The 20888-nt window shown below is 50.8% G+C and carries 22 protein-coding genes, 1 tRNA gene and 1 pseudogene; 11 read left to right on the top strand and 13 right to left on the bottom strand.

Translation table 11 applies throughout. From position 1 onward, the window contains the following. Window positions 1-11: 11 nt before the first annotated feature. Window positions 12-506 carry a zinc ribbon domain-containing protein gene (locus PBOR_RS25880; protein ID WP_157764128.1) on the bottom strand — a complete coding sequence of 165 codons (495 nt, stop codon included), beginning with the start codon at window positions 504-506 and terminating at the stop codon, window positions 12-14. Between the two features lie 199 nt (window positions 507-705). Between PBOR_RS25880 and PBOR_RS25875 the strand changes: the two genes are divergently transcribed. Then, window positions 706-1326, top strand: a complete 621-nt coding sequence (locus tag PBOR_RS25875; RefSeq protein ID WP_157764127.1) for a hypothetical protein — start codon at window positions 706-708, stop codon at window positions 1324-1326. 244 nt (window positions 1327-1570) lie between these two features. Continuing rightward, window positions 1571-1909, top strand: coding sequence for a YolD-like family protein (locus PBOR_RS25870; protein WP_042216625.1), 339 nt, complete (start codon window positions 1571-1573; stop codon window positions 1907-1909). Between the two features lie 36 nt (window positions 1910-1945). Here PBOR_RS25870 and PBOR_RS37490 read toward each other — a convergent pair whose 3' ends face one another. Beyond that, window positions 1946-2107 carry a hypothetical protein gene (locus PBOR_RS37490; RefSeq protein WP_167549573.1) on the bottom strand — a complete coding sequence of 54 codons (162 nt, stop codon included), beginning with the start codon at window positions 2105-2107 and terminating at the stop codon, window positions 1946-1948. Between the two features lie 251 nt (window positions 2108-2358). On the opposite strand from PBOR_RS37490, the gene PBOR_RS25865 reads away from it, so the two are divergent. The 3 genes from PBOR_RS25865 (at window position 2359) to PBOR_RS25855 (ending at window position 3809) form a co-directional block, all read left to right on the top strand. After that, window positions 2359-3045 carry a M15 family metallopeptidase gene (locus PBOR_RS25865; protein WP_042216623.1) on the top strand — a complete coding sequence of 229 codons (687 nt, stop codon included), beginning with the start codon at window positions 2359-2361 and terminating at the stop codon, window positions 3043-3045. Window positions 3046-3120: 75 nt separating this feature from the next. Beyond that, window positions 3121-3576: a WGxxGxxG family protein gene (locus PBOR_RS38190; protein WP_042216621.1), complete on the top strand. Its 456-nt coding sequence runs from the start codon at window positions 3121-3123 to the stop codon at window positions 3574-3576. Window positions 3577-3723: 147 nt separating this feature from the next. Continuing rightward, window positions 3724-3809, top strand: a tRNA-Leu gene (locus PBOR_RS25855). 103 nt (window positions 3810-3912) lie between these two features. Here PBOR_RS25855 and PBOR_RS25850 read toward each other — a convergent pair. After that, the gene (locus tag PBOR_RS25850; RefSeq protein WP_042216619.1) at window positions 3913-4230 is read right to left on the bottom strand and encodes a DUF6809 family protein; all 318 of its coding nucleotides are present in this window, start codon (window positions 4228-4230) and stop codon (window positions 3913-3915) included. Between the two features lie 191 nt (window positions 4231-4421). Here PBOR_RS25850 and PBOR_RS25845 point away from each other — a divergent pair, with 191 nt between their 5' ends. From PBOR_RS25845 to PBOR_RS25835, 3 genes are all read left to right on the top strand, one after another. Continuing rightward, window positions 4422-4655 carry a helix-turn-helix domain-containing protein gene (locus PBOR_RS25845; protein WP_042216617.1) on the top strand — a complete coding sequence of 78 codons (234 nt, stop codon included), beginning with the start codon at window positions 4422-4424 and terminating at the stop codon, window positions 4653-4655. Between the two features lie 161 nt (window positions 4656-4816). After that, window positions 4817-5458, top strand: a complete 642-nt coding sequence (locus PBOR_RS25840; protein WP_042216615.1) for a hypothetical protein — start codon at window positions 4817-4819, stop codon at window positions 5456-5458. A 62-nt stretch (window positions 5459-5520) separates the two neighbouring features. Next, window positions 5521-6096 carry a hypothetical protein gene (locus PBOR_RS25835; RefSeq protein WP_042216613.1) on the top strand — a complete coding sequence of 192 codons (576 nt, stop codon included), beginning with the start codon at window positions 5521-5523 and terminating at the stop codon, window positions 6094-6096. 110 nt (window positions 6097-6206) lie between these two features. On the opposite strand, the gene PBOR_RS25830 is transcribed toward PBOR_RS25835, so the two are convergent. Beyond that, on the bottom strand, window positions 6207-6878 hold the full coding sequence (locus PBOR_RS25830; RefSeq protein WP_042216611.1) for an SOS response-associated peptidase: 672 nt from the start codon (window positions 6876-6878) through the stop codon (window positions 6207-6209). A 172-nt stretch (window positions 6879-7050) separates the two neighbouring features. Further along, entirely contained in the window at window positions 7051-8016 is a 966-nt protein-coding gene (locus PBOR_RS25825; RefSeq protein ID WP_042216609.1) for an NADP-dependent oxidoreductase, read from the bottom strand. 181 nt (window positions 8017-8197) lie between these two features. On the opposite strand from PBOR_RS25825, the gene PBOR_RS25820 reads away from it, so the two are divergent. After that, window positions 8198-8770, top strand: a complete 573-nt coding sequence (locus PBOR_RS25820) for a TetR/AcrR family transcriptional regulator (protein WP_042219954.1) — start codon at window positions 8198-8200, stop codon at window positions 8768-8770. Window positions 8771-9174: 404 nt separating this feature from the next. Beyond that, window positions 9175-9954, top strand: coding sequence for a hypothetical protein (locus tag PBOR_RS25815; RefSeq protein WP_042216607.1), 780 nt, complete (start codon window positions 9175-9177; stop codon window positions 9952-9954). A gap of 755 nt (window positions 9955-10709) precedes the next feature. Here the strand turns inward: PBOR_RS25815 and PBOR_RS25805 are convergent. From PBOR_RS25805 to PBOR_RS25775, 8 genes and pseudogenes are all read right to left on the bottom strand, one after another. Next, window positions 10710-12086, bottom strand: a complete 1377-nt coding sequence (locus tag PBOR_RS25805; RefSeq protein ID WP_042216605.1) for an LLM class flavin-dependent oxidoreductase — start codon at window positions 12084-12086, stop codon at window positions 10710-10712. A gap of 42 nt (window positions 12087-12128) precedes the next feature. Next, window positions 12129-13124: an ABC transporter ATP-binding protein gene (locus PBOR_RS25800; RefSeq protein ID WP_042216604.1), complete on the bottom strand. Its 996-nt coding sequence runs from the start codon at window positions 13122-13124 to the stop codon at window positions 12129-12131. Between the two features lie 3 nt (window positions 13125-13127). Further along, entirely contained in the window at window positions 13128-14165 is a 1038-nt protein-coding gene (locus PBOR_RS38185) for an ABC transporter ATP-binding protein (protein ID WP_245648297.1), read from the bottom strand. Between the two features lie 42 nt (window positions 14166-14207). Continuing rightward, window positions 14208-15083 (bottom strand): annotated as a pseudogene (locus tag PBOR_RS38180) (ABC transporter permease); the annotation flags it as partial. 25 nt (window positions 15084-15108) lie between these two features. Continuing rightward, window positions 15109-16053: an ABC transporter permease gene (locus PBOR_RS25790; RefSeq protein ID WP_099052492.1), complete on the bottom strand. Its 945-nt coding sequence runs from the start codon at window positions 16051-16053 to the stop codon at window positions 15109-15111. 82 nt (window positions 16054-16135) lie between these two features. Beyond that, entirely contained in the window at window positions 16136-17740 is a 1605-nt protein-coding gene (locus PBOR_RS25785) for an ABC transporter substrate-binding protein (RefSeq protein WP_042216602.1), read from the bottom strand. Window positions 17741-17899: 159 nt separating this feature from the next. Beyond that, window positions 17900-19087 carry an amidohydrolase gene (locus PBOR_RS25780; protein WP_042216601.1) on the bottom strand — a complete coding sequence of 396 codons (1188 nt, stop codon included), beginning with the start codon at window positions 19085-19087 and terminating at the stop codon, window positions 17900-17902. A gap of 36 nt (window positions 19088-19123) precedes the next feature. Then, window positions 19124-19810 (bottom strand): carboxymuconolactone decarboxylase family protein, encoded by a 687-nt coding sequence (locus PBOR_RS25775; protein WP_052429639.1) that lies wholly within the window; start codon window positions 19808-19810, stop codon window positions 19124-19126. Between the two features lie 167 nt (window positions 19811-19977). On the opposite strand from PBOR_RS25775, the gene PBOR_RS25770 reads away from it, so the two are divergent. Then, the gene (locus PBOR_RS25770) at window positions 19978-20859 is read left to right on the top strand and encodes a LysR family transcriptional regulator (RefSeq protein ID WP_042216599.1); all 882 of its coding nucleotides are present in this window, start codon (window positions 19978-19980) and stop codon (window positions 20857-20859) included. The last annotated feature ends 29 nt before the right edge of the window (window positions 20860-20888 follow it).

Raw genomic sequence — 20888 nt, 5'->3', positions numbered from 1 at the left:
GAGGACTAAAGTCAGATTTGTTCGCGGTAGCTGATGTTGTTGGCGACTTTTTCGTTGCGGACGGCTTGGCGCAGCACGTCTTTAACTGTCTGGACCTTGCGTATCTTACGGAATGGAAGCTGCGGCGACGAGGCATCATCTGAGAGTATGGTAAGAGTTCCAATGCCTAGAATACGGTCAGGAATTGACTGTGTGACGGAAAAATCATTGACCCGCAGCAGCTCGATTTCTTCGACATCCTTGCCGATCAGTCCGCTTTTCACCATAATCCGCTGGCTCGTAATGGTGTATCTGGTTGTATTAAGTCCTATAAGCCCTTTGAGCCGGTCGGATATACCGGCAGGCTTGCCCTGCCACAGCTCGGTTTCCGGGCTTGTTCCGGAGACCCGGCCTGCCGCCGGACGGCGTGCTGCTGCCGGAGTGTGATCCTCTGTTCCTGCTCCGCATTCTCCGCAGAATTTGGCACCTTGCTTGTATTCTGCACCACAGGCTGTGCAATAAGGCATAAGATATCTTCCTCTCTTATAACGGATAATTTGATTATAGTATAACAAGAATTCCCGGTCACCACCGGGTTCTTCTTGTGTTTCTTTCTGTGAATACGCTTTATCGCGGAAAAATGTTTCATCATATATCATTTTACATTAATTTCATTTGCACTTAACAAAATTCGATATTATTCTGTTAAGTGGAGGGATATAAAATATGAGACGATTCTTTTTTGCAGGATTACTTATGATCGTTGTAGTACTAAGTGCCTGCAGCAATAACAGCGCAGAACCTGCTTCGCAGGAAGTAGTGCAGGATACAGTTCAGAGCTTCTATAATGAAATGTCAAAATTCGATGAAATGGGCAAATCCTCACTGGAGAACTTTAACACCACCTTAACTTCTTATTCAACCGGAGACGCGACCGATAAGGAGCTGCAGAAGGCCGTGGACGAGTTCCAGGATACAGCCTCGGATATTGCCGATCAGGTGAGTGATGTGAAGATTTCCAAGAGCCTGCCGGAAACCATCCAGACGCTGCTCAGGGATTCTATCATTGCTTTTGAAAGTGCCTATTCGATTAAAGAGCAAGCCTCCAAAAGTGCGGTTTCCCCCGATGTGACTGCCGAGGAATTCAATGCCATGAACCAGCAGGCGGATGTAGCGATGCTGTACGGCATCTCCAAGCTGAATGAAGCCAGAGTGGCCGCAGGACTGATCGATCCTGAGGAAAGTACGGAGGGCTTAATTGTGAACCCGTCAGAGGCGGATGCCGCTACAAAGACAGATACGGGTGCTGCGACGACAGAGAGCACGGCAGGAAATACAGCCAATTAAAGTGTTCATCCCCGCATAGTAAACTGAAGTAATCATAAGTACTTAATCAAAGCTAGCCCCACTGCTGTGGGGTTATTTTGCTGTGGAGGCGGAGTCCGGCGTTGTTCTTCCCAGGATGTGGTCTTACATATATTTCTGCTTGCTTAAAAAGCCGGATCACGGATATAATACAAACATACGTTCGGTACATGGACGGACAACGGATTACGGTATTGTATACAGACCATAGATTGGGGGAGCGGCAATGGGCAAGAAGCTGGAGGGCAATAACCTGTGGGACAGCAGCAACCGGACAGTACTGCCGGAGCAGATGAGCGTAATCAGTAGAGGTGAACGGGAGACCTGGCAGAGCGTCAAGCCGGTTCTGGATGAACACAAGCTGGAGGAGATTGAGCATACGCTGGCCTTGTCACTGCGGAGCCATGTGCGGGTAACGATAGTGTTGTTTGACCCTCTTGAGCACAAGCTGCTTAGCGGATTTGTGACCTCCATTCACACCCACTCGCGCGAAATCAAGCTGCAGTGGGCGGAGGAATGGAAGTGGCTGAACGTGGATGATATTGTGGAGGCCTACATCGTCTGAGTGAGCAGGCTATGCTGACCGGAGCATGCGGAACAGTTAATTTCTCCCAGAGGTTTCCGTCTTTTCATAAGCAATCAGCGTCACTCCGGGATTCCCGGTCATCCGGGCGATGGCCGACTCGGCCTCGCGGATCACTTCGACAACATCCTCCTGATCGCTAAGCGAAGCTACCTTATAACTGTCACTGTGAATATCCATTGGTGTCCACCTTTCCATGCGGATTTAAGGATTACAGGTTCTCTGTAGTATTGTAGCCTGTTGTGCAGCAATTCATCCTTATTGGCGCCTGTTTAAGCTAAGCTTGGTTACACGTATATATTAAGGCCTCAGGATTGCCTGGGGTCTTATTTGTATGTAGGGCGGATCGGTCGAAAATGGGCATATGCAGAAGTGAAAGCGTACAAGCAACGCGGCAAAAGCGGGCATTTACTATACCAGGGGGTGAGTATATGCTGACTTTGGATCAAGTAAAGAGTAAATCAGCAGGGTGGCTGGGCAATCTGCATCCGGTGCTGCTGGCTGGCGCCACAGAGCTGATCCGGCGGAGTTATGCCAGGGGGATTCCGATTCTCATTACCCAGGGAATGCGCACCATTGCCGAACAGAATGCACTATACGCACAAGGGAGAACCAAGAAAGGCGCTATTGTCACCAATGCCAGGGGCGGCAGCAGCTATCACAATTACGGCCTGGCGATTGACTTCGCACTTCTGCTTCCGGATGGCAAAAGCGTTTCCTGGGATATGAAGCGTGACGGAGACGGCGACAAGGTAGCGGATTGGCAGGAGGTCGCACAGGAGGCGAAGAAGCTCGGTTTCGAGTGGGGCGGGGACTGGAGTTCCTTCAAGGACTACTCTCATCTGCAGATGAGCTTCGGACTTACCACCACTGAGCTCCGGGCCGGTAAGCACCCCACAGTTCAGCAGGTGAAGGACGCATTAAGCCGGATTAACGGAGGTGACCCGGAAGTGAATACCGACATTAAAGTAAACATCACTCTGAACGGCCAGAAGCTCACAACCGGCGTGCTGGATAACGTCACCACATATGCTCCTGTACGTGCTATTGCGGAAGCGCTAGGAGCCAAGGTAACTTATGATCCTGTGAGCAAGACAGTGAACATCGTAAAGGAATAATCTTCGTTGCATAGATGATGCGCCGTGTGGGGAAATTATCAGTGATAAACCACAACCACAAGGGGGCATAACATCTTGAACAAGCTGATTACAAGCCTTGCATGCGGCACAGTATTATCCATGAGTCTGCTCGGAGCCGGATACACATCCGCTGCGGCCGGTACGACAGGCATGGGCAGTACGGCACCCGTTACCAACAGCACAACATCGGATACCCGAATGGGCACTATGGGCAACATGGGGAACATGGATGGCCGGAGCACACCGATGACGAACGGCCGAGGCAATACCATGATGAACCAGACGACAGGCACCATGCATAAAACTGAAACAATCATGAAGGATAAAATCCGTACCGGAGACAACAGCTCCGTCTCCCCGCTGAACAACACTACACCAACCGGCATCTACCGGGCACAGAGCACCACCACTGATAATAATAACGGCTCTAACTGGGGCTGGCTCGGCCTGCTCGGTTTGCTGGGGCTGGTGGGTATGCGCAGCAGAAGCGGTGAGCGGGAACGCCACTAAGCGGATTAAGAAGTGCAAATGGCCCGTATCAGTTTCGGCTGATCGGGCTGTTTGTATATACAGGAAGATTTAATGGCAATTATTTGTTGCGTATCCCCATAATACGTGATATTATATTTCTTGTCGCGTTAACCACGCACATAACATGCCGGGGTGGCGGAACAGGCAGACGCACAGGACTTAAAATCCTGCGGTACGTGAGTACCGTACGGGTTCGACCCCCGTCCTCGGCACTACAATGAGAACCTTGAGAAATCAAGGTTTTTTTGTTTTTCTTGGATTAGATTCAAATGGAAATTGTATTGGAACATTGTTATGTACACAGGATTCACTCTGTTATTTATGGAATTTGTCAGGGAAGCTGCTCAACTTACTGGCAAGCTCTTCTTCTCCGGTTAAGACCTCTACCATGATGCCTGCTCCCAGGCGAAACCCATATTTGAAAATAGAAGCTAACTCCATGTCATGAGTTTGGGCATATAAGGCTAATAACGTTTCTAATTCGCTAAATTCCTCCTCAGAGAGTCTGTCTTTCCAAGATTCAATAGCTTCAATTGTTTTCTGGCTTAACTGAATATATTGCGGGTCATTAGATTTAACTTTCTCCTTTGGATGCAAGCCACCATAATATAGCTGCTCTATAAGACTCCTCATTACTTTTCCTCTTCTCTCTTAAGAGTGCTTTTTATACTTACTCATGATTTTCACATTCGGTTTGCAGTTTTTGGTGGGTAAGAGTTTTTCTTCAAATGAATCAAAACATAAATAATTGACTTTTTGTAGAGTATACTACGTGGAAAGAATGGTTAAGACAACTAGATAATGAATCTAAAAGAGGTATTACCTTGAAATCAGAAGAAATATTTGGGCTAGTACTAAGGACAATTCGAAAGAAACAAAAGATGAGCCAAGAGAAATTAGCCTTCCAAAGTAACCTTGACCGAACTTACATATCTATGCTGGAACGTGGTGTTCACCAGCCTACCCTCAATTCCTTGCTGTCTCTTGCTGAGGCTTTGAACATGAAGGCTTCGGAGTTAGTGAAGCTTGTGGAGGAAGAGATTGCTAAATTGAAATGAATACCACTTGAGAACCATACGATACTCCTCCTATCCTCCATCCAACGAAAACCTTGAGATATCAAGGTTTTTTCTTGTGTTATTATTCATTTTTAGTAACTTCAAAAGCTATGTTACAATGTAAATTATGGAAATAGACAGGAGGAGTAAATAATGGCCACATGGGTTACTCATTTAGGATTGCTGAAGAATTAATAAAGAGAGGACTGCCGGTATCCAAGGTTGACTTTGTGGTTGGTAATATTGGCCCGGATTGCGGGTTAGCCGATGAGGAAGGTAAGATTGCTCCGCCCAAACGGATTACACATTTTAAGGACGGCCAGGGAATTCAGCCTGAGCATTTCTTTGAGCAGCATGAATTGCAAAATCATGATATTGCTTCGAGTGAAGGTTCCTATTATCTGGGGTATTATTGTCACCTTATTACCGATGTGGAATGGGTCAAGCTAACCAGGACAAAGCAGCAGGAGCAAGTGCATCAAGCGGTCATAGGCACTCCCGAATACAATCTACTTGTTAAGCGAGACTGGTACTGGCTGGATTTTAAATATTTGAAGCTAAACAGCGGGCATGTTTTTTGGACTGATTTTCAGTATATCCAGCAATATCCGGAGTACTTGCCGTTTTTTCCGGAAGGCCAAACCTTTAAGCAAATCCAGAATATCATTCAGTTCTACTGCAATAATGAAGTCCCCATTGATTATGAACCTACATACATTAAGGAAGCTGAAGTAGATGATTTTGTTCTGGAGACAGTAAACAAGATCCAAGCTTCTCATATTAATTTCCTGGGGATGCTGTGAACCTCTACAAATCATGAAATTAGGATAATAAATATGCTTTTTGTCGGAGAAGGTGAAGAAGAATGAACAGAAAATCTTTGATGATAATCATGTTTGGTTTGTTTATGCTGCTGGCGGCTGCTTGTCAAAAGGATGCTTCCTATGATGTACTGTTCCGCAAAGTAGAAGAGCATAGGGCAGTTTTTGCTATGACCCGGGATGAAGCGGTTGCGGCGCTGAACCTGGCTAATGTTGAAGGAACGGATAATATGATTAATCTGGATGAAGAATTGACAGCGGGGGATCAGAATTTCAGACAACGAATCCAACTGGACTCAAGTGAAATGATTGAAGGGTATGAGTTAGTGACCCGATTACCCAGATCGGAGGCAGGGTATGAGAATGCTGGAGAGATTGTCGAGGCCTTCCTGAGGGAGTATAAGCCTTCGGGGGATGAGGGGGACAAGGTACTTGATTCCGTGCATTCCATTGATGAAATGACCTTTCCCAAGAAGCCGGCAGTTAAATTGGTTACAGAATCGTGGTCGAGCAATGACGAGGGAACTCCCATGAAGATCACCTACAGAATAACGAACAATGTGGTGAATGAAGAGGAGCTGTCTCTGGTTTTACAATTTTTCCATATAGCTGCTCGTTAAGGATCAATAGTTATAGTGGATCTGTCGTATAAGTTTGGATTAACTAGAAGTGGAATCCCTGCTAACCCATCCGGTCGGCAGGGATTTTTTGTTATCAGCCATGTTCCATTCTATCCGATGTCTTCAAGTAATTCCTTAGAGTTGTTTCGTACGTTGCCTACTGCAGAAGGAACTTTATAAGCCCTCATTTTCGCTGCATCATAAGGCTTCTGCAGTTTTAATAAGGACTCCACATCGTCATTGTCTCTCCCTAGCCAATCAGCTTCATCCTCCGGCCGGAGAATTACCGGCATGCGGTCATGTATGTCCGCCATCAGACTGTTCGGGGTAGTGGTGATAATCGTGCAGGTGCTCACTTTCTTTCCCTCCGGATCTTCCCAGGTGTCATACAGTCCAGCAAAAGAGAAAATGCTCCCATCTGTCATAAGAATACGGTAGGGCTGTTTGCTGGTGCCGTCCTTTTTCCACTCGTAAAATCCGTCTGCGGGTATAATACAACGCTTGGATTTGAGCAGCCGCTTAAAAGCGGGCTTCTCAGCGACTGTCTCCGCACGGGCATTGATCATCTTACTGCCGATCTTATCGTCTTTGGCCCAGAAGGGCACCAGCCCCCAGCGAAGTTCCCCAAGACGTTTTCCCTCGTCACTGGCGATCACTGCCGGGATATTATGCATAGGCGCAACATTATAATTAGGTTTCAAAACGGCTATTTTGCTGTCATCGATTAGGTAATGAGTTATTAACTCTTCCAGCGAGACCGTGATGGTAAAGCGTCCACACATATAATCAACCTCCATATAAGGAATGTCTTTGTATTAATCATAAAATCATGTTTTTAAACTTAGAGTCTGTAGTGGCATGGATGATGTGAACATAAAAAAACTCCTCATCCAATTATAGCGCTTGGCTACTTAGGATTGAGGAGGTAAGTGTTGGGATTGATTAATCTGTATCTTATCCCCGCTCTCTAACAATCACGATCTTTCCCCGGAACTTCCGGGTATCATAATGATCATGTGCTTCAGATATTCCCTGTGCGGTAAACGGGAAAATTTCATCCACATGGACTTTAAGCTTATTCTCGCGGACCTGGTGGATGATGGAGGCCAGATCATTGCGGTTTGGCTCTATATAGGCGAATTGGGCTTCGATGCCGCGAATCTTAGGGTGAGCAGCGATCGAGGGGTCTACGAGGGAGATCAGCCTGCCGTTGTCCCGCAGAATCCGGATGTTCTTCTGCTCGGTTAATCCTATTCCGGTATCAGAATCTACAGCTGTGTCTCTCACCATATCCAGCACGGCATCTACTGTACCGGCTGCTTCTGCAAAATCAGCCGTCGTGTAGTCAATGACTTCGTCTGCCCCGAGGTGCCGCACGAATTCATGATTATACGCACGGGCTGTGGCAATGACGTAGGCGCCATGTTGTATGGCCATTTGAACGGCCAGATGGCCTACGCCGCCTGCGCCTGCATGAATCAGAATCCGCTGGCCGGATTCCAGCTTGCCATACTGGAATAAGGATTGCCAGGCCGACAGTGCAGAAGCCGGCAGGGCGGCAGCTTCCTGGAAGGGAAGCCCGGGCGGAATGACAACGGCTGAGTTCTCTTCCAGAGCTACGAAGTCCGCGTAACCGCCGCCCAATCTGGAGAGTCCCATGACGCGGTCGCCAACCTTCAGCTGTGATACATAGCTTCCAGTTTGCCGCACTACTCCGGCTACTTCAACGCCCAGCACATGCGGGAACCGGAGCTGCTGCACCTGCTTGAATGCGCCTGAGCGGACCAGCTGGTCTGCGGAGCTTGCAGTTGTGGCGTACACCTCGATAAGCACCTGGGTATCGGTAATGGCGGGGGAAGTGAGCGCCATTTGTGTGAACACTCCGGGATTTCCGTAATTTTGAATAACAATAGCATTCATGACAGAAGCCTCCGATCTCTATATTTGAACATCTGTTGATTTACGAATAGACGTTCAATATAATGATCGTACCAATGCTGTATGGCTGCATCAATTGCTGAAATTCCTGAATCCGTTCAATACTGTACAGAATCGGGAGAAGTGTTCAACTCAAGAGAACGGGGCCAAGAAGGAGCTGTTTATGGACAGACGGATACGTAAATCGCGGGAAGCTATTATCGAGGCCTTTATCCTGCTGATTGCAGAGAAGAATTTCGAACAAATCACGATCAACGAAATTGCCGAGCGGGCCGATGTAAGCCGGGGTACCGTTTATTTGCATTATACCGACAAATACGATCTGCTGGATCAGTGCATCAGGACGCATTTTGTCCAGTTGATTGACAGCTGTCTGCCGTGCGGCGAGCAGGCGCTTTTCCCTACAGAGGCAGCTCTGCTCTACACGTTCCAGTACCTGGATCAGCATGCTTCCTTCTATGCCGCGGCACTCGCCAACAAAGGGGTTCCTGGGTTCAGAAACCGTCTGCAGGCCGTTCTGCTGCGGGGGTTCGACAAACAGATGGATATGAGCGGGATTAACCGCAAGATGGACAAGGGAATACTGGTGCAATTTCTGGCGGTGGCGATGACGGGTATGATTGAACAGCTGGTTACCCGGGCTACCCCGTACTCAGCAGCAGAGCTGGCAGAACAAGTGTGGGCATTGATGGAACGCAATCAGATGGTGCCGCAGCCACAGCCTGTCCATCGTTGAAGCCAGAGCTTGCAAAAGGAAGTCTCAAACATAGGTATTCATTGGTACAATTACTACATCATTAGACCAACCGTTTCACGGGGGAGCAGACGGGTAAGTGATTAGCTTATGCGTGCCCCCTGTCGTTTGATCAATAGCCGTATGAAGAGGATCGATCTTGTATTCGTTTAAACCAACTAAACTCATAGGTATTATATACTAGTTTTGTGGAGAAAAATGTCTTTTTTGTAATTATTATTACATAATTGAATTTTGGTGATATAGTGAGATCTATTAAACCATAATTTGGTTATTGAGGAGGTTGGATATGGGCATTTATTATTTTAAATCCGAGTTTACATAGCTGTTTAATTTTATTTCTCGAAGTTTTATCACGGAAATGAAAATAAAAGGAGGAATATTAGATGGTGCTTAAATCTTTCAAAGCATTTACAGCAGTAGTTTTGTCTACAAGTCTATTATTTGTGAATTTAAGTGCAGGAACTACTTATGCGAGTTCCTCTATACAAGATGCTGAAAACATTGCCCCTTCTCGCTCCAATCTTCAAATCATTAATGATAACTTTGATAATTATGAATATACTTTCGATGAGAATGGTGAGTCTTTTAAAATTATTGAACAGATCAGTACTGATTTAAAAGAGGTACACAGTCAAATTTATAAAAAAGACAATCAAGGCGATTACCAACTGGATGAAAATAAAATTACGAATATCAAAACCGATGGAACAGTAGAAATTACTACAACAACCTCTGATGAACAAATTATAAATGAATCCTTTCAACTAGACCTTTCAAGTATAAATGTTGTTAGCAGAAATAAAAACGATTCGTTACTTACAGTTAACTCCAATCCATCTCCGTTAACTGGATGGCAATGGAGCAGAACAGACCAATATTCCAGTCAAATTTACTCTCTTACTATTGCAGCTATTATAGCTGCACTTGGAGCGTATATTCCTGGCGCAACCGCAAGTTTCCTGGCAGCTCTCGCAAATTTAATATATTTAAATAATGTAACGACAGTCTACTATACTGTATATGTCTACTTTAAATATATTGTTGGTACATCACTACCAAGAGCGGAGTTGGATAATACTTACGTATATAGTGACAAGGCCAGAACAAATTTATTAGGCACAACTTCTGTTGAGACATACACTCCGGGATGGGGGCCAGAATGAAGTTCTAATTATTATTCATCTTCAATTATTTAGTCACATTATTTAGGTCACCCAATATAATTTGGATGACCTTTTTTTCTAGAAATTTACTTTTGAACTAATGATATAAGTAATTTTTTGAAAAATACATATTATTTAAACTAATTTCATTGGAATAGTGTAATATGTCTATATAGAAATAGGATGACTAAACATAACTTTTCAAATACTGGCTAGAAATGGAGGGGGTTGTTTTATGAACTTACTCAAAATTTTAATAGGCATTGTAAATATTTTAAACTTTTTAACAATTATCTTTCCTAACAAGCTACTGTTCATTCTTAGCTTTATAGCGGCGTTAGTGTTGGCTTCAATTGATATATACTTTAAGCCAACTCAAAGGAAAATCTTAATTTATATTTCCTCTGCAGTCCTGTTACTTATTTTATATTTTTCTCTATAAAGCCGCTTTTTTAGTTAATACATATTTTCAGGTAAATGGTAGATAGCTCAACGTGGATAATGAAACGTTTTTTAAATGAGGTGTATGCCACGGACTTGGACGTTTCTGAATTATCTAAAAAGACCTTGAACGGTCAGAACACAGGTCTTCCGTGTAAGACAATCAGAGGGAACAAGGTTTCTGTTCATAGAGATAAAAGAATCGAGCCGGAGGGGCATAGGCCACCTCCGGCTCGATTTATGAATGTGCAAGCTCGCTCCTACACCGAGAAGCAGGGCACGTCGCCTCCGCTCTTACCGATCCGGGTCAGCTTCTATTCCTGCGTTAGCCGCGAGGGGTCACGGAACTCAGCGCCCGGATGGTGATCAGGCAGGCGGGAGGCACCTTTTCCGAATAGCCGCTCCCTGAAGGTGCCTTCCTCATATTCCTCTTTGAAAAACCCCCGGCGCTGCAATACCGGGACGACCAGATCGATGAAGTCCTCATAGGAAGCCGGCAGAATGTAAGGCTCCAGATTGAAGCCGTCGAGGTCAGTCTCTTCGACCCAGTATTGCATTTTGTCGGCTACTTCTTCGGGGGTGCCAATCACGGTCAAGCCGCGGAAGCCTTTCTCCAGGAAATCTTCTGTTACCTCACGGACAGTCTTTTTCGTCTTGCTGTGCTTGGTGAACCGGTCGGTATGGGTCTGACCCATCTCGGTGTGAATATTCTCGAAATAGGAATCGGGATCGAGCCGGGTCAGGTCGATGCCTGTGACATTGGCATAGCTGGACAGCGTCGCTTCTTTGCTCTGATAGGAGAGGTACTCCGCATGCTTGCGCTCGGCTTCCTCCCTGGTCCGCCCGACGACAACCGACAGACCCGTGAATACTTTAACGGCCGAAGGGTCTCGGCCATATTCGGCAGCTCTGCGGCGGATGTCGCTGATCTGATCCCGCAGTACTTCAATGGTCGGCGCTTTCAGGAAGATGCCCTCGGCATGCTTGGCAGCGAAGGCGCGGCCCCGGTTCGAGCTGCCCGCCTGAAAGATAACCGGTGTCCGCTGCGGGGAAGGCTCGGTCCCGTGATAGCCGGTAAGCTTGAAGTATTTGCCTTCATGAACGATTTTGTGCACTTTGGCCGGGTCAGTGAATACGCGGTTCTCGCGGTCGATCAGCACGGCATCATCCTCCCAGCTGCCCTCGAACAGCTTGTAGCTGAGGCTCATATATTCATCCGCCATATCATAACGCTCGTCATGGGGCAGGAACAGCTCCTCGCGCCCGAACAGATCAGCAGCAGACTTGTTGCTGGTGGTCACGACATTCCAGCCAATCCGGCCGTTTGTAACATGGTCAAGCGAGGAGAAGCGACGCGCATTCGAGTAGGGGGCTTCGTAGCTGGTCGAGGTCGTCATGGTGAATGCCAGATTCTTGGTAACCATGGCGAGCGCGGGAATAAGCATCATCGGGTCATTTCCGGGCAACCCGGTTGCCTCCCGGAAGGCCATCTCCGTCCGCTGCTTCGGGTAGCCGTACGTATCGGCGAAGAACATGAAGTCGAACTTGCCTCTCTCCAGCAGCTGGGCGATATTCTTCCAGTACTCAATCTTGCTGTAATGGACGCGCTGCTGGTCAGGATGTGCCCAGATCCCCTGGGTAAGATGGTTGACACTGTTGACCTCGAATACGCCGAGATGGATCTTTTTCATGTTAATTCCTGCCTTTCCTGGTGATTGGGTTGGAGGATGGCTCTAAATCAAATGGCATGCGGCAAAATGGCCCTCGGCCGCTTCCCTCTGGACCGGTGTCTCGGTGCGGCACCGGTCCATGGCGTACGGACAGCGGGTATGGAAGGCGCAGCCGGAGGGCGGGTCCAGCGGTGAAGGAAGGTCGCCCTCCAGAATGATGCGCTGGCGCCGTGCTGCCGGGTCCGGTACGGGGACAGCCGAGAGCAGGACTTGTGTGTACGGATGGAGCGGGTTCGCGAACAGGCTGTCTGTATCCGCCTCCTCAACCAGCTTGCCAAGGTACATAATCCCGATGCGGTCTGAGATGTGCCGGACGACAGCAATGTCGTGGGCGATGAACAGATAAGTGAGCTTCAGCTCGGCCTGCAGCCGGCGCATCAGGTTAATGATCTGCGATTGGATAATGACATCGAGTGCGGATACGGGCTCGTCACAGATGACGATCCGCGGATTAAGGATGAGCGCCCGGGCAAGGCCAATCCGCTGCCGCTGTCCGCCGGACAGCTCGTGGGGCAGCCGGTAATAGTGCTCCATCTGCAAGCCAACGGTGTGGAGCATCTCCATCGCATGCAGGGTCCGCTCTTTTGGCGTACCGATGCGGTGAATGGCCAGTGCCTCCTCCAGTGCCTGGCCGATAATCTGGCGGGGATTCAGAGAGGAGAAGGGGTCCTGGAACACCATCTGCAGCTCACGGCGGTAGGTCTGAAATGCTTTGCGCGGCTGCTTGAACAGATCGACCCCCTGATAGACCGCTTCTCCCTCTGTAGGCTCTGTCAATCGGAGCAGCGATTTGCCAAGCGTGCTCTTGCCGCAGCCGGATTCCCCGACCAGTCCGTACGTCTCACCTTCCCGAAGGTCAAAGGAGACACCGTCGACGGCCTTGACCACGGAATGGCGGAAGCCTGCCTGATTTGCGGCGGAGTAATATTTCTTCAGGTTGTTGACCCGCAGAAGCGGCTCGGCCGCTAGCTCCTTGTGTTTTAGCGTTGTTGTTATCATCTGTTAGGCCTCCATTCCGCTCAGCTTGCCGGCATGCCAGCATCTGACCAGGGTATCGCTGCCCTGCAGAGCAGCAAGTTCAGGCATAGCGGACCGGCACTTGTCATCCGCATAGAAGCAGCGCGGCGCGAACCGGCAGCCTTGCGGAAGCTGATCAAGGGCGGGGACACTTCCCGGCACGGCAGCCAGCTCTTGTGAGCGGTCTCCGTCCAGTCGGGGAACCGACTGCATCAGCCCGATCGTGTAAGGGTGAAGCGGCTTCTCGAACAGGGTCCGGACGTTGCCGCTCTCGACCACCTGGCCAAGGTACATGACAACGACCCGGCTGCAGGCTTCGGCCACGACGCCGAGGTCATGGGTGATGAGCATGACGCTCATGCCCATTCTGCGGTTAAGGTCTAAGATCAGCTCCAGAATCTGCGCTTGAATGGTTACGTCCAGTGCTGTCGTCGGCTCATCGGCAATGAGCAGCTGCGGCTCGCAGGCAAGAGCGATGGCAATCATGACGCGTTGGCGCATGCCGCCTGAGAGCTGATGGGGATATTCGCGTGCTCTCCGTTCGGGAGCAGGAATACCGGTTAGCCGCAGCAGCTCTACGGCCTTCGTCCAGGCTTCTTTTTTGCCAATGGGCCGGTGCAGCCGCAGCGTCTCGACGATCTGCTCTCCGATGGTGTGAACCGGGTTCAGCGAGCTGAGCGGGTCCTGAAAGATCATAGAGATTTCATTGCCGCGGACACTGCGCATCTGTTTAGGGGTGAGCTTAAGCAGGTCAATGCCGTTGTAGCGAATCTCCCCTTCGTAGCCAGCAAGCCTTTTCTCGTCGAATAGCCGCAGTACGGACTGGGCAGTGGCGCTTTTGCCGCACCCGGATTCCCCGACGATTCCTACGACCTCTCCTTTGCCCACCTCGAACGATACTCCATCCACTGCCGGTACCCGGCCGCGTTCCGTATGGAGCTGAGTCTTAAGCTCTCTAATCTGCAGAAGCGGCTCATCCGCCGCGGCGGAACCCGCTTGAAACGGAACAGGACGCTGTTTCAGCGGTTGGACCAAGCGTTTGGTCAACGAACGGCGGGCATGGGGATCGAGCAGATCCCGCAGTCCGTCGCCGAACAGGTTCATCGCGAGCACGACGAGGACAAGGGCAAGGCCGGGAAAGAGGGTCATCCATGACGAGTTGTAAATATACAGCTTGCCGTCCGACAGCAGGTTTCCGAGACTTGGCGTCGGAGCGGGAATGCCTGCACCAAGGAAGCTGAGCGCCGCCTCCACGATAATTGCCTCGGCAAAGATGAAGGAGCCTTGAACAATAAGCGTGGACAGGGAGCCGGGCAGAATATGCTTCCAGATTATCCGGTTGTGTGACGCGCCCAAGGTATGCATTGCTTCAATATAGGTCGTCTCCTTGGCAGTCAGCACCGAGGAACGGACGATCCGGGCAATGGAAGGGACGAAGACGATGATGAGGCAGAGGATCAGATTGCCGACGCTCGGCCCTAGCGCGGCCATCATTGCTATCGCCAGCAGCACAGCCGGAAAAGCGAATAGGCCATCCATCACGCGCATCAGAATCTGATCCAGCCATTTGAAATAGCCGGCGTACAGGCCAATGACGAGACCGATTGCCGACGAGCCAAGCGCGACCGCGAAGCCGACTTCGGCCGACATCCGCGTTCCGTATACGACCCGTGTCAGCAGGTCGCGGCCAAAGTTGTCCGTACCGAACGGATATGCGGCGCTTGGAGCCTTAAGGCGGTTGACGACGTCGATGGCGTAGGGATCGCCGCTTGCAATCCATGGCGCGAACAGCGAAACGGCAGCGACCAGTGCAATGAGCACGCTGCCGATGACCGCGGCCTTGTTGACCAGGAATCTCCGCACGAACAGTTTGCGGTTCTCCTGCTTCAGGCGGAGCCTGCGGGCAGCCAATTCATCCGCCTTTATGTCCAATAGGGGCATTAGCAATAGTTCTCCTTTCCCTCCGTTATTTGAGTCTGACCCTCGGGTCGACGATCGTGCAGAGCAGATCCACGACGAGATTGACCATTACATAAGCGAAGGCGACGAACAGGATAACCCCTTGGATAACCGCGTAATCCCTTCGCTGTACCGAGTTGACAAGCAATTGTCCCATACCGGGGATATTAAAGATGGATTCAATGACGGCTGCTCCGGCAAGCAGAGCGCCAAATGATCCGCCAATTACCGTCAGAATCGGCAGCAGCGCATTGCGCAGGACGTGACGGTATACGATGCCCTGCTCGCTGACGCCTTTGGCAAGCGCCGTCTTGACGAAGCCTTCGTTCAACACCTCAAGCATCGAGGAGCGGGTAACTCTTGCCAGCAAGGCGGCTTGGACAATGCCGAGCGAGAGTGCCGGCAGGATTAGATACTTCAGGTGTGTTATCAGGCCGTCAGAGAGCGGCTTGTAGCCGGACACGGGAAGCCATTTAAGTTGTACGGAAAAAAGCAGCACTGTGAACATGCTGAGTACGAACCCGGGAACCGTGATGCCAAACAGTGAAAATCCTGTCAACGCCTTGTCCGCAAGCTCTCCTCTTCTGGAGGCCGCACGAACACCGAGGGGAACCGCGATGACGATGGCGATAAGCTCTGCCAGCAATGCAAGCGAGAAGGTCGGACCCAGATGCTCGGCCAGCGCTGTGCGGACAGGCTGCCTCATGAAGAAGGAGTCGCCAAGCTCGCCTTGCAGCGTATGTCCGATCCACCGCAGATATTGCGGGAGAAGAGGCAGGTTCAGACCCATTTGCTCACGCAGCGCCTCAATCGTTTCCGGACTGGCGCCATCGCCAAGCATGACGGCAGCCGGATCACCGGGGATCAGATAGATGATGAGGAAGACGATCACGGACAGGACGAAGAGTACAGGAATCATGGCCAGCAGCCGTCTTGTGATGTAAAATGCCAAGAATGGAGCCTCCTTCCAGGCGGGTAATGAAGGACAAGGGCCGCATGCACTCCCTAAGGGATTCATGCGGCTCCTGTTTGCTTTATTGGGACAGTTTCGTATTTGCCAGGTTTGGATAGCCTGCCAGCGTGGTCAATCCTGACAGCTTGTCACGTGTTGCACTCTGGGAGTAGGTGTCACCGATCTTAACGGCGGCGAGATATTCCCACTCGTATTGCTGCAGCGCATCGTTGGCTGCCTTAATCTCCTCCGTTGTGGAGGCTGCGGTCAGCTGCTTGGTCAGCTCAGCGAGCTTAGCATCTTCAGCGAAGCCGTAGGTCGGATTCAGGTAGAGCAGCTGGGAAGGGGTGGACGGCATGGTGAACAGTCCAACATAGATGTCCCAGGCGTTCGGGTCAGCGCGTTTTTTCAGCAGGGTTGCGAAGTCGTTGATATCCAGCTTGGTCTTCACACCGATGGCTTCCAGTTCCTTCTGAAGGACGATTGTTGCGTTATAGAAGGAGCCGCCGAGCTCTTTGGTCGTAAGCAAGGATACTTCCTGTCCGCTGTAGCCGGCTTCTTGAAGCAGCTGCTTCGCCTTATCCGGATTCTTCTGATTATAGTTCTCCTTGCCGGCTTCGCTGTACCAGGTCGTATTCTCCGGATACATGTAGCTCGGATTGAGGCGGTACAAATCCGGAGAATTCACTGTTCCAAGCAGAATTTCGTCGGCGTCCAGCACGGCGGCTACCGCTTCGCGGTATTTGATGTTCGAGAACAGCGGGGACTTCTTATTGAACACGAGATTGATATCCGATCCGAGGTTCTTATTCACCTTCACACCTTCAAGGCCTTCAACCTGCGGCAGATTGTCCAGTGTAACATCAACGTAATCGTAAGTGCCCGCGAGGAACGAAGAGAACCGTGTCGCGCTGTCTGTGACGATATCGAAATAGATATCCTGGAGATAGGCTTCCTTCTTGCCGGAGAGCCCGGAAGCAGGGGTGTCGACGGATTGATAGTCATCGAACTTCGCAACATGTACGTACTGGTCCTGCTTCCATTCGACGAGCTTGAACGGGCCGGTACCGATGTATTCCTTCACGCCGTCCGGACCGGCTGCGTCTACGACTTCCTTAGGCAAGATCGCGGCATTGTTAAGCACATGGCTTAATTGAGAGATAATATCGTTGCGGGGCTCGCTCAGCGCAAGCCCGACGGTGTAATCATCTTTTATCGTAAACTCTGATTCTCCCAGCGAGGCTTGCGCACGGCCGGTCAGTGACTTCCAGCGGTTGAGGGAAGCGGCCACATCCTCCGCCTTCATCTCTTTGCCGTTGTGGAACTTGACACCCTGACGCAGATGGAAGGTATAGGTCTTGCCGTCCTCGCTCAGGTCGTAGGATTCGGCCAGCATCGGAACCGGATTGAAATTGGCATCGAAGGCGAACAGCCCTTCAAAAATATTCAGCGTTACATACACATTGGTATTAAGCGACAAGTGCGGGTCCAGCGTCGGCACCTGCTGGGCGAGCGGGAAGCGCAGCTCTGACGCCAGGTTCTCCGGGGCCGGCTCAGCCGTTCCGGGAGCGCTGGCATCCGCGCCTGAGGCTGCATTGTTATTGCCGTTGCCCGAAGAGCAGCCGTATACGGCGAGCAGCGAGACAAGCAGCAGTACTAAAATAGAATGGCGGTATAGCTTATTCATCTGGTTTCTCCCCTTAGTCTTTTGTCTAAACTTTATTAATCCAATTAGTATAATCGGATTTAATATATTAAAATTAAATATATATGATTTTATTAAAGATGTATATTGAATCCTTTTAATGGATGACATCAATAAAACTAAAGTCTGAGAGGATTACGGCTAGGAATCCCAGTCCAGCAGCTTGTCCGCCACCCTTACGAACAACCGGACACCGGTTTCCAGTGCGGATTCATCGAAAGTGAATTTCGGATGGTGATGGGGGAATACAATGCCTTTATCCGGGTTGCCGGCGCCGATGTTGACGAACGTGCCGGGCACCTTCTGCTGATAGGCGGAGAAATCCTCACCGCTCATGCCAGGAGGTGTATGGATGACGGCACTCTGCCCGACCAGCTCACCCGCAGCTTCTTCAAGGATCCGGGTGAGCGCTTCATCGTTAACGACCGGCTCATAGCCGAGGACGTAATCGAATTCGAACTCAGCGCCATGCGCCGCCGTAATGCCCTGCACAATGCGCAGTAATTGTTCACGCGCATCCCGGCGGACCTGCTCTCCGAAGCTGCGGACCGTGCCTTTGAGAATGGCCGTGTCCGGTATGACATTGTGGGATGCTCCGGCAGTGAACTGAGTCACAGAGACAACTAACCGGTCCAGGGGATTCGTGTAGCGGGAGACAATATGCTGCACGTTCGCCACGATCTGGGCGCCGACCGCGATGGTGTCGACAGCCCGGTGGGGGAAGCCGGCATGGCCGCCGTAGCCTTTGATTACAATGGTGAAATTGTCCGGTGAAGCGGCCATATCGCCGTAGGCTATGCCAATCTGTCCGACCGGCAGCTGGGAGGCCAGATGTTCGCCAAATACCCAATCTACACCGTCCATCACCCCCGCCCCGACCAGCTCAATGGCACCGCCCGGCGGCAGCTCCTCGGCATGCTGGAAGATGAAGCGGATCTCGCCGTGCAGCTTGTCCCGCCGCTCTGTAAGCAGCCGGGCCGCAGCAAGCAGCATGGCTGTATGGCCATCATGGCCACACGCGTGCATGACGCCCGGTTTGCCCGAAGCGAACTCGAATTCGTTCTCCTCCAGAATCGGCAGGGCGTCCATATCTGCACGCAGAGCAAGCGTCTTGCCCGGCTTCGCGCCGGTCAGCCGTGCGACGACGCTGGTCGGTGTCGGGTGGCTGAGCTCAAGGCTGCCGAAGCTTGCGAGCGTGTCTGTAACGAAGCGGGCAGTGTTCTCCTCCTGGAAGGAGAGCTCGGGATGGCGGTGGAGATGCCGCCGCCAGGCAACGAGCTGCTCCGCCAGACCCTCCGGCCATTCTTCACGATTATTTTGCTCTGTCATAGGAACCATCCCTCTCTGTCCGGGTGCGGACACTGTTTATTCTCTCTCATAGGCCTGCAGTGCGTTTACGCGGTGGGCCATAGCGGAGCCGGCTTTGAGCACGGTGGCCACAAGGGTTGTCTCGGCCAGCTCTTCTAGGGTAATGCCCGCCTCCTTGGCGCGGCGGGTGAAGATTTCGATGGAATACGCGCTGCCTTCGACGAGCGCGGCTCCGACCGCAATCAGCAGCTTCTCTTTCTCCGGGATACTTCCGCTGCGCAGTGAAATCTGCAGGAATTCGTGGAACCCGTTGTAAAGGTCCCCGTTCACTTCCTCAAGCTTGTCAACCAGTTCGATATTGGAGAGGGGGAAGAGATCGGCGTCCGTGCTGCCCTGGAACGCCTTCAGCGCGTTCGAAGCGTTGAAGAAGGCGGAGTGGGCTTTGACCGCAGCGGCGACAGTCACCGATTCGAAGATTTCCTCGAAGGTGGTTTGCTCGGACTTGGACTTGCCGATGTGGGCTTCGATGCAGTAAGGGCATCCGGTGATATGCGATACGGCAACTGCAATCAGCTCCTTAGTCTTCACAGTCAGCACTCCGGCTGCAAGAGCCTGCTTGTTGAATTCGCCGAATGCCTTGAAGCCTTCGGGAGAGTATGCGAACAGCTTGGCGGAGAAGCTCGGGGTGTGGCGGGTATACAGGCTGTTGTTGCTTTCCGGAACTGAGCTGCTTAGGTTATTCATAATAGAGGCCTCACTTTTTATGGGTTTTTTTAATTCATTGTAATCCGCTTGGATTATTTAATAGCTTGTCTGCTATAATAGGGGAAAAGCAACGAGTTGTATAATTGAAATATATAAAGCTTCGGTTTATAAATAGTAAATCGTTGTGATTGGGAGGTGTGACGTTCTTGGAAATTCGACTTATCAAAACCTTTCAAACCATCGTGAAGCTCGGCAATTTTCAACGGGCGGCGGAGGCGCTGCAGTACTCACAGCCCACCATTACGATTCAGATCAAAAAACTGGAGGAAGAGCTTGGTGTCAAGCTGTTTGAGCGGGGTAAGACCATTACACTGACGACAGCGGGCCGCCTGTTCCATGAGAGGGCAGGGGCGCTGCTGCAGGAATACGATGATCTGAACGTCGCGCTGGTTGACTTCATTCAAGGGGACACCGGCCTTATCCGTGTCGGCGCTTCTGAGCCGTCGGCCAGCAAACGCCTGCCTGATATTCTGGCATCCTTCACCCGGCAGAAGACGAAGGTGCAGACCAAGGTGACGATCGGTACAACGAGAGAGCTGGCCGGCATGCTGCTGGAGGACAGGCTTGATCTGGTCTTGTGCAACCAGCCCGATCCGCATCTGGAGCTGGAGTTCTACCCGCTGCTCAAAGAGACCTTCAAGCTGATCGTGCCGGATGATCATCCGCTGGCCGGGCGGGAGGACCTTCATCTTAAAGACCTGAAGGATGAGAAATTCCTGTTCACCCCCGGCTCCTGCGCCTTCCGCATCCGGATTGAAGAGATGATTACCAAGCATATAGGTAAGCTGCGCCAGAGCAGTATAGAAGTAGCGGGCATCACCGTGATCAAATACTTCGTCCAATCGAAGCTGGGCATTGCGCTTGCGCCGGAAGTGGCGGTAATGCCGCCGATCCCGGGTACAGTGGTGAAGGATGTAGCGGATCTGATGGAGGGGCCTTCCCTTGGCATTCTGACCCGCCGTAATCAGGCTTCCATGAGCCGGATCAGCCAGGAGCTGGTAGAGGAGATCAAACGGATGTATGCCTGAAACAGCTTTGCCCCGGGCGGGTGCAATCA

Origin of the sequence: Paenibacillus borealis (assembly GCF_000758665.1) — a bacterium.
Classification (GTDB): Bacteria; Bacillota; Bacilli; order Paenibacillales; family Paenibacillaceae; genus Paenibacillus_AQ; species Paenibacillus_AQ borealis.
This window is presented reverse-complemented; position numbering and strand designations above follow the sequence as displayed.

Bases quoted from the DNA above. Each gene is read 5' to 3' on its own strand.
- PBOR_RS25880 (WP_157764128.1), bottom strand. From the start codon at position 506: ATGCCTTATTGCACAGCCTGTGGTGCAGAATACAAGCAAGGTGCCAAA.
- PBOR_RS25875 (WP_157764127.1), top strand. From the start codon at position 706: ATGAGACGATTCTTTTTTGCAGGATTACTTATGATCGTTGTAGTACTA.
- PBOR_RS25870 (WP_042216625.1), top strand. From the start codon at position 1,571: ATGGGCAAGAAGCTGGAGGGCAATAACCTGTGGGACAGCAGCAACCGG.
- PBOR_RS37490 (WP_167549573.1), bottom strand. From the start codon at position 2,107: ATGGATATTCACAGTGACAGTTATAAGGTAGCTTCGCTTAGCGATCAG.
- PBOR_RS25865 (WP_042216623.1), top strand. From the start codon at position 2,359: ATGCTGACTTTGGATCAAGTAAAGAGTAAATCAGCAGGGTGGCTGGGC.
- PBOR_RS25850 (WP_042216619.1), bottom strand. From the start codon at position 4,230: ATGAGGAGTCTTATAGAGCAGCTATATTATGGTGGCTTGCATCCAAAG.
- PBOR_RS25840 (WP_042216615.1), top strand. From the start codon at position 4,817: ATGGGTTACTCATTTAGGATTGCTGAAGAATTAATAAAGAGAGGACTG.
- PBOR_RS25835 (WP_042216613.1), top strand. From the start codon at position 5,521: ATGAACAGAAAATCTTTGATGATAATCATGTTTGGTTTGTTTATGCTG.
- PBOR_RS25830 (WP_042216611.1), bottom strand. From the start codon at position 6,878: ATGTGTGGACGCTTTACCATCACGGTCTCGCTGGAAGAGTTAATAACT.
- PBOR_RS25825 (WP_042216609.1), bottom strand. From the start codon at position 8,016: ATGAATGCTATTGTTATTCAAAATTACGGAAATCCCGGAGTGTTCACA.
- PBOR_RS25820 (WP_042219954.1), top strand. From the start codon at position 8,198: ATGGACAGACGGATACGTAAATCGCGGGAAGCTATTATCGAGGCCTTT.
- PBOR_RS25815 (WP_042216607.1), top strand. From the start codon at position 9,175: ATGGTGCTTAAATCTTTCAAAGCATTTACAGCAGTAGTTTTGTCTACA.
- PBOR_RS25805 (WP_042216605.1), bottom strand. From the start codon at position 12,086: ATGAAAAAGATCCATCTCGGCGTATTCGAGGTCAACAGTGTCAACCAT.
- PBOR_RS25800 (WP_042216604.1), bottom strand. From the start codon at position 13,124: ATGATAACAACAACGCTAAAACACAAGGAGCTAGCGGCCGAGCCGCTT.
- PBOR_RS25785 (WP_042216602.1), bottom strand. From the start codon at position 17,740: ATGAATAAGCTATACCGCCATTCTATTTTAGTACTGCTGCTTGTCTCG.
- PBOR_RS25780 (WP_042216601.1), bottom strand. From the start codon at position 19,087: ATGACAGAGCAAAATAATCGTGAAGAATGGCCGGAGGGTCTGGCGGAG.
- PBOR_RS25775 (WP_052429639.1), bottom strand. From the start codon at position 19,810: ATGAATAACCTAAGCAGCTCAGTTCCGGAAAGCAACAACAGCCTGTAT.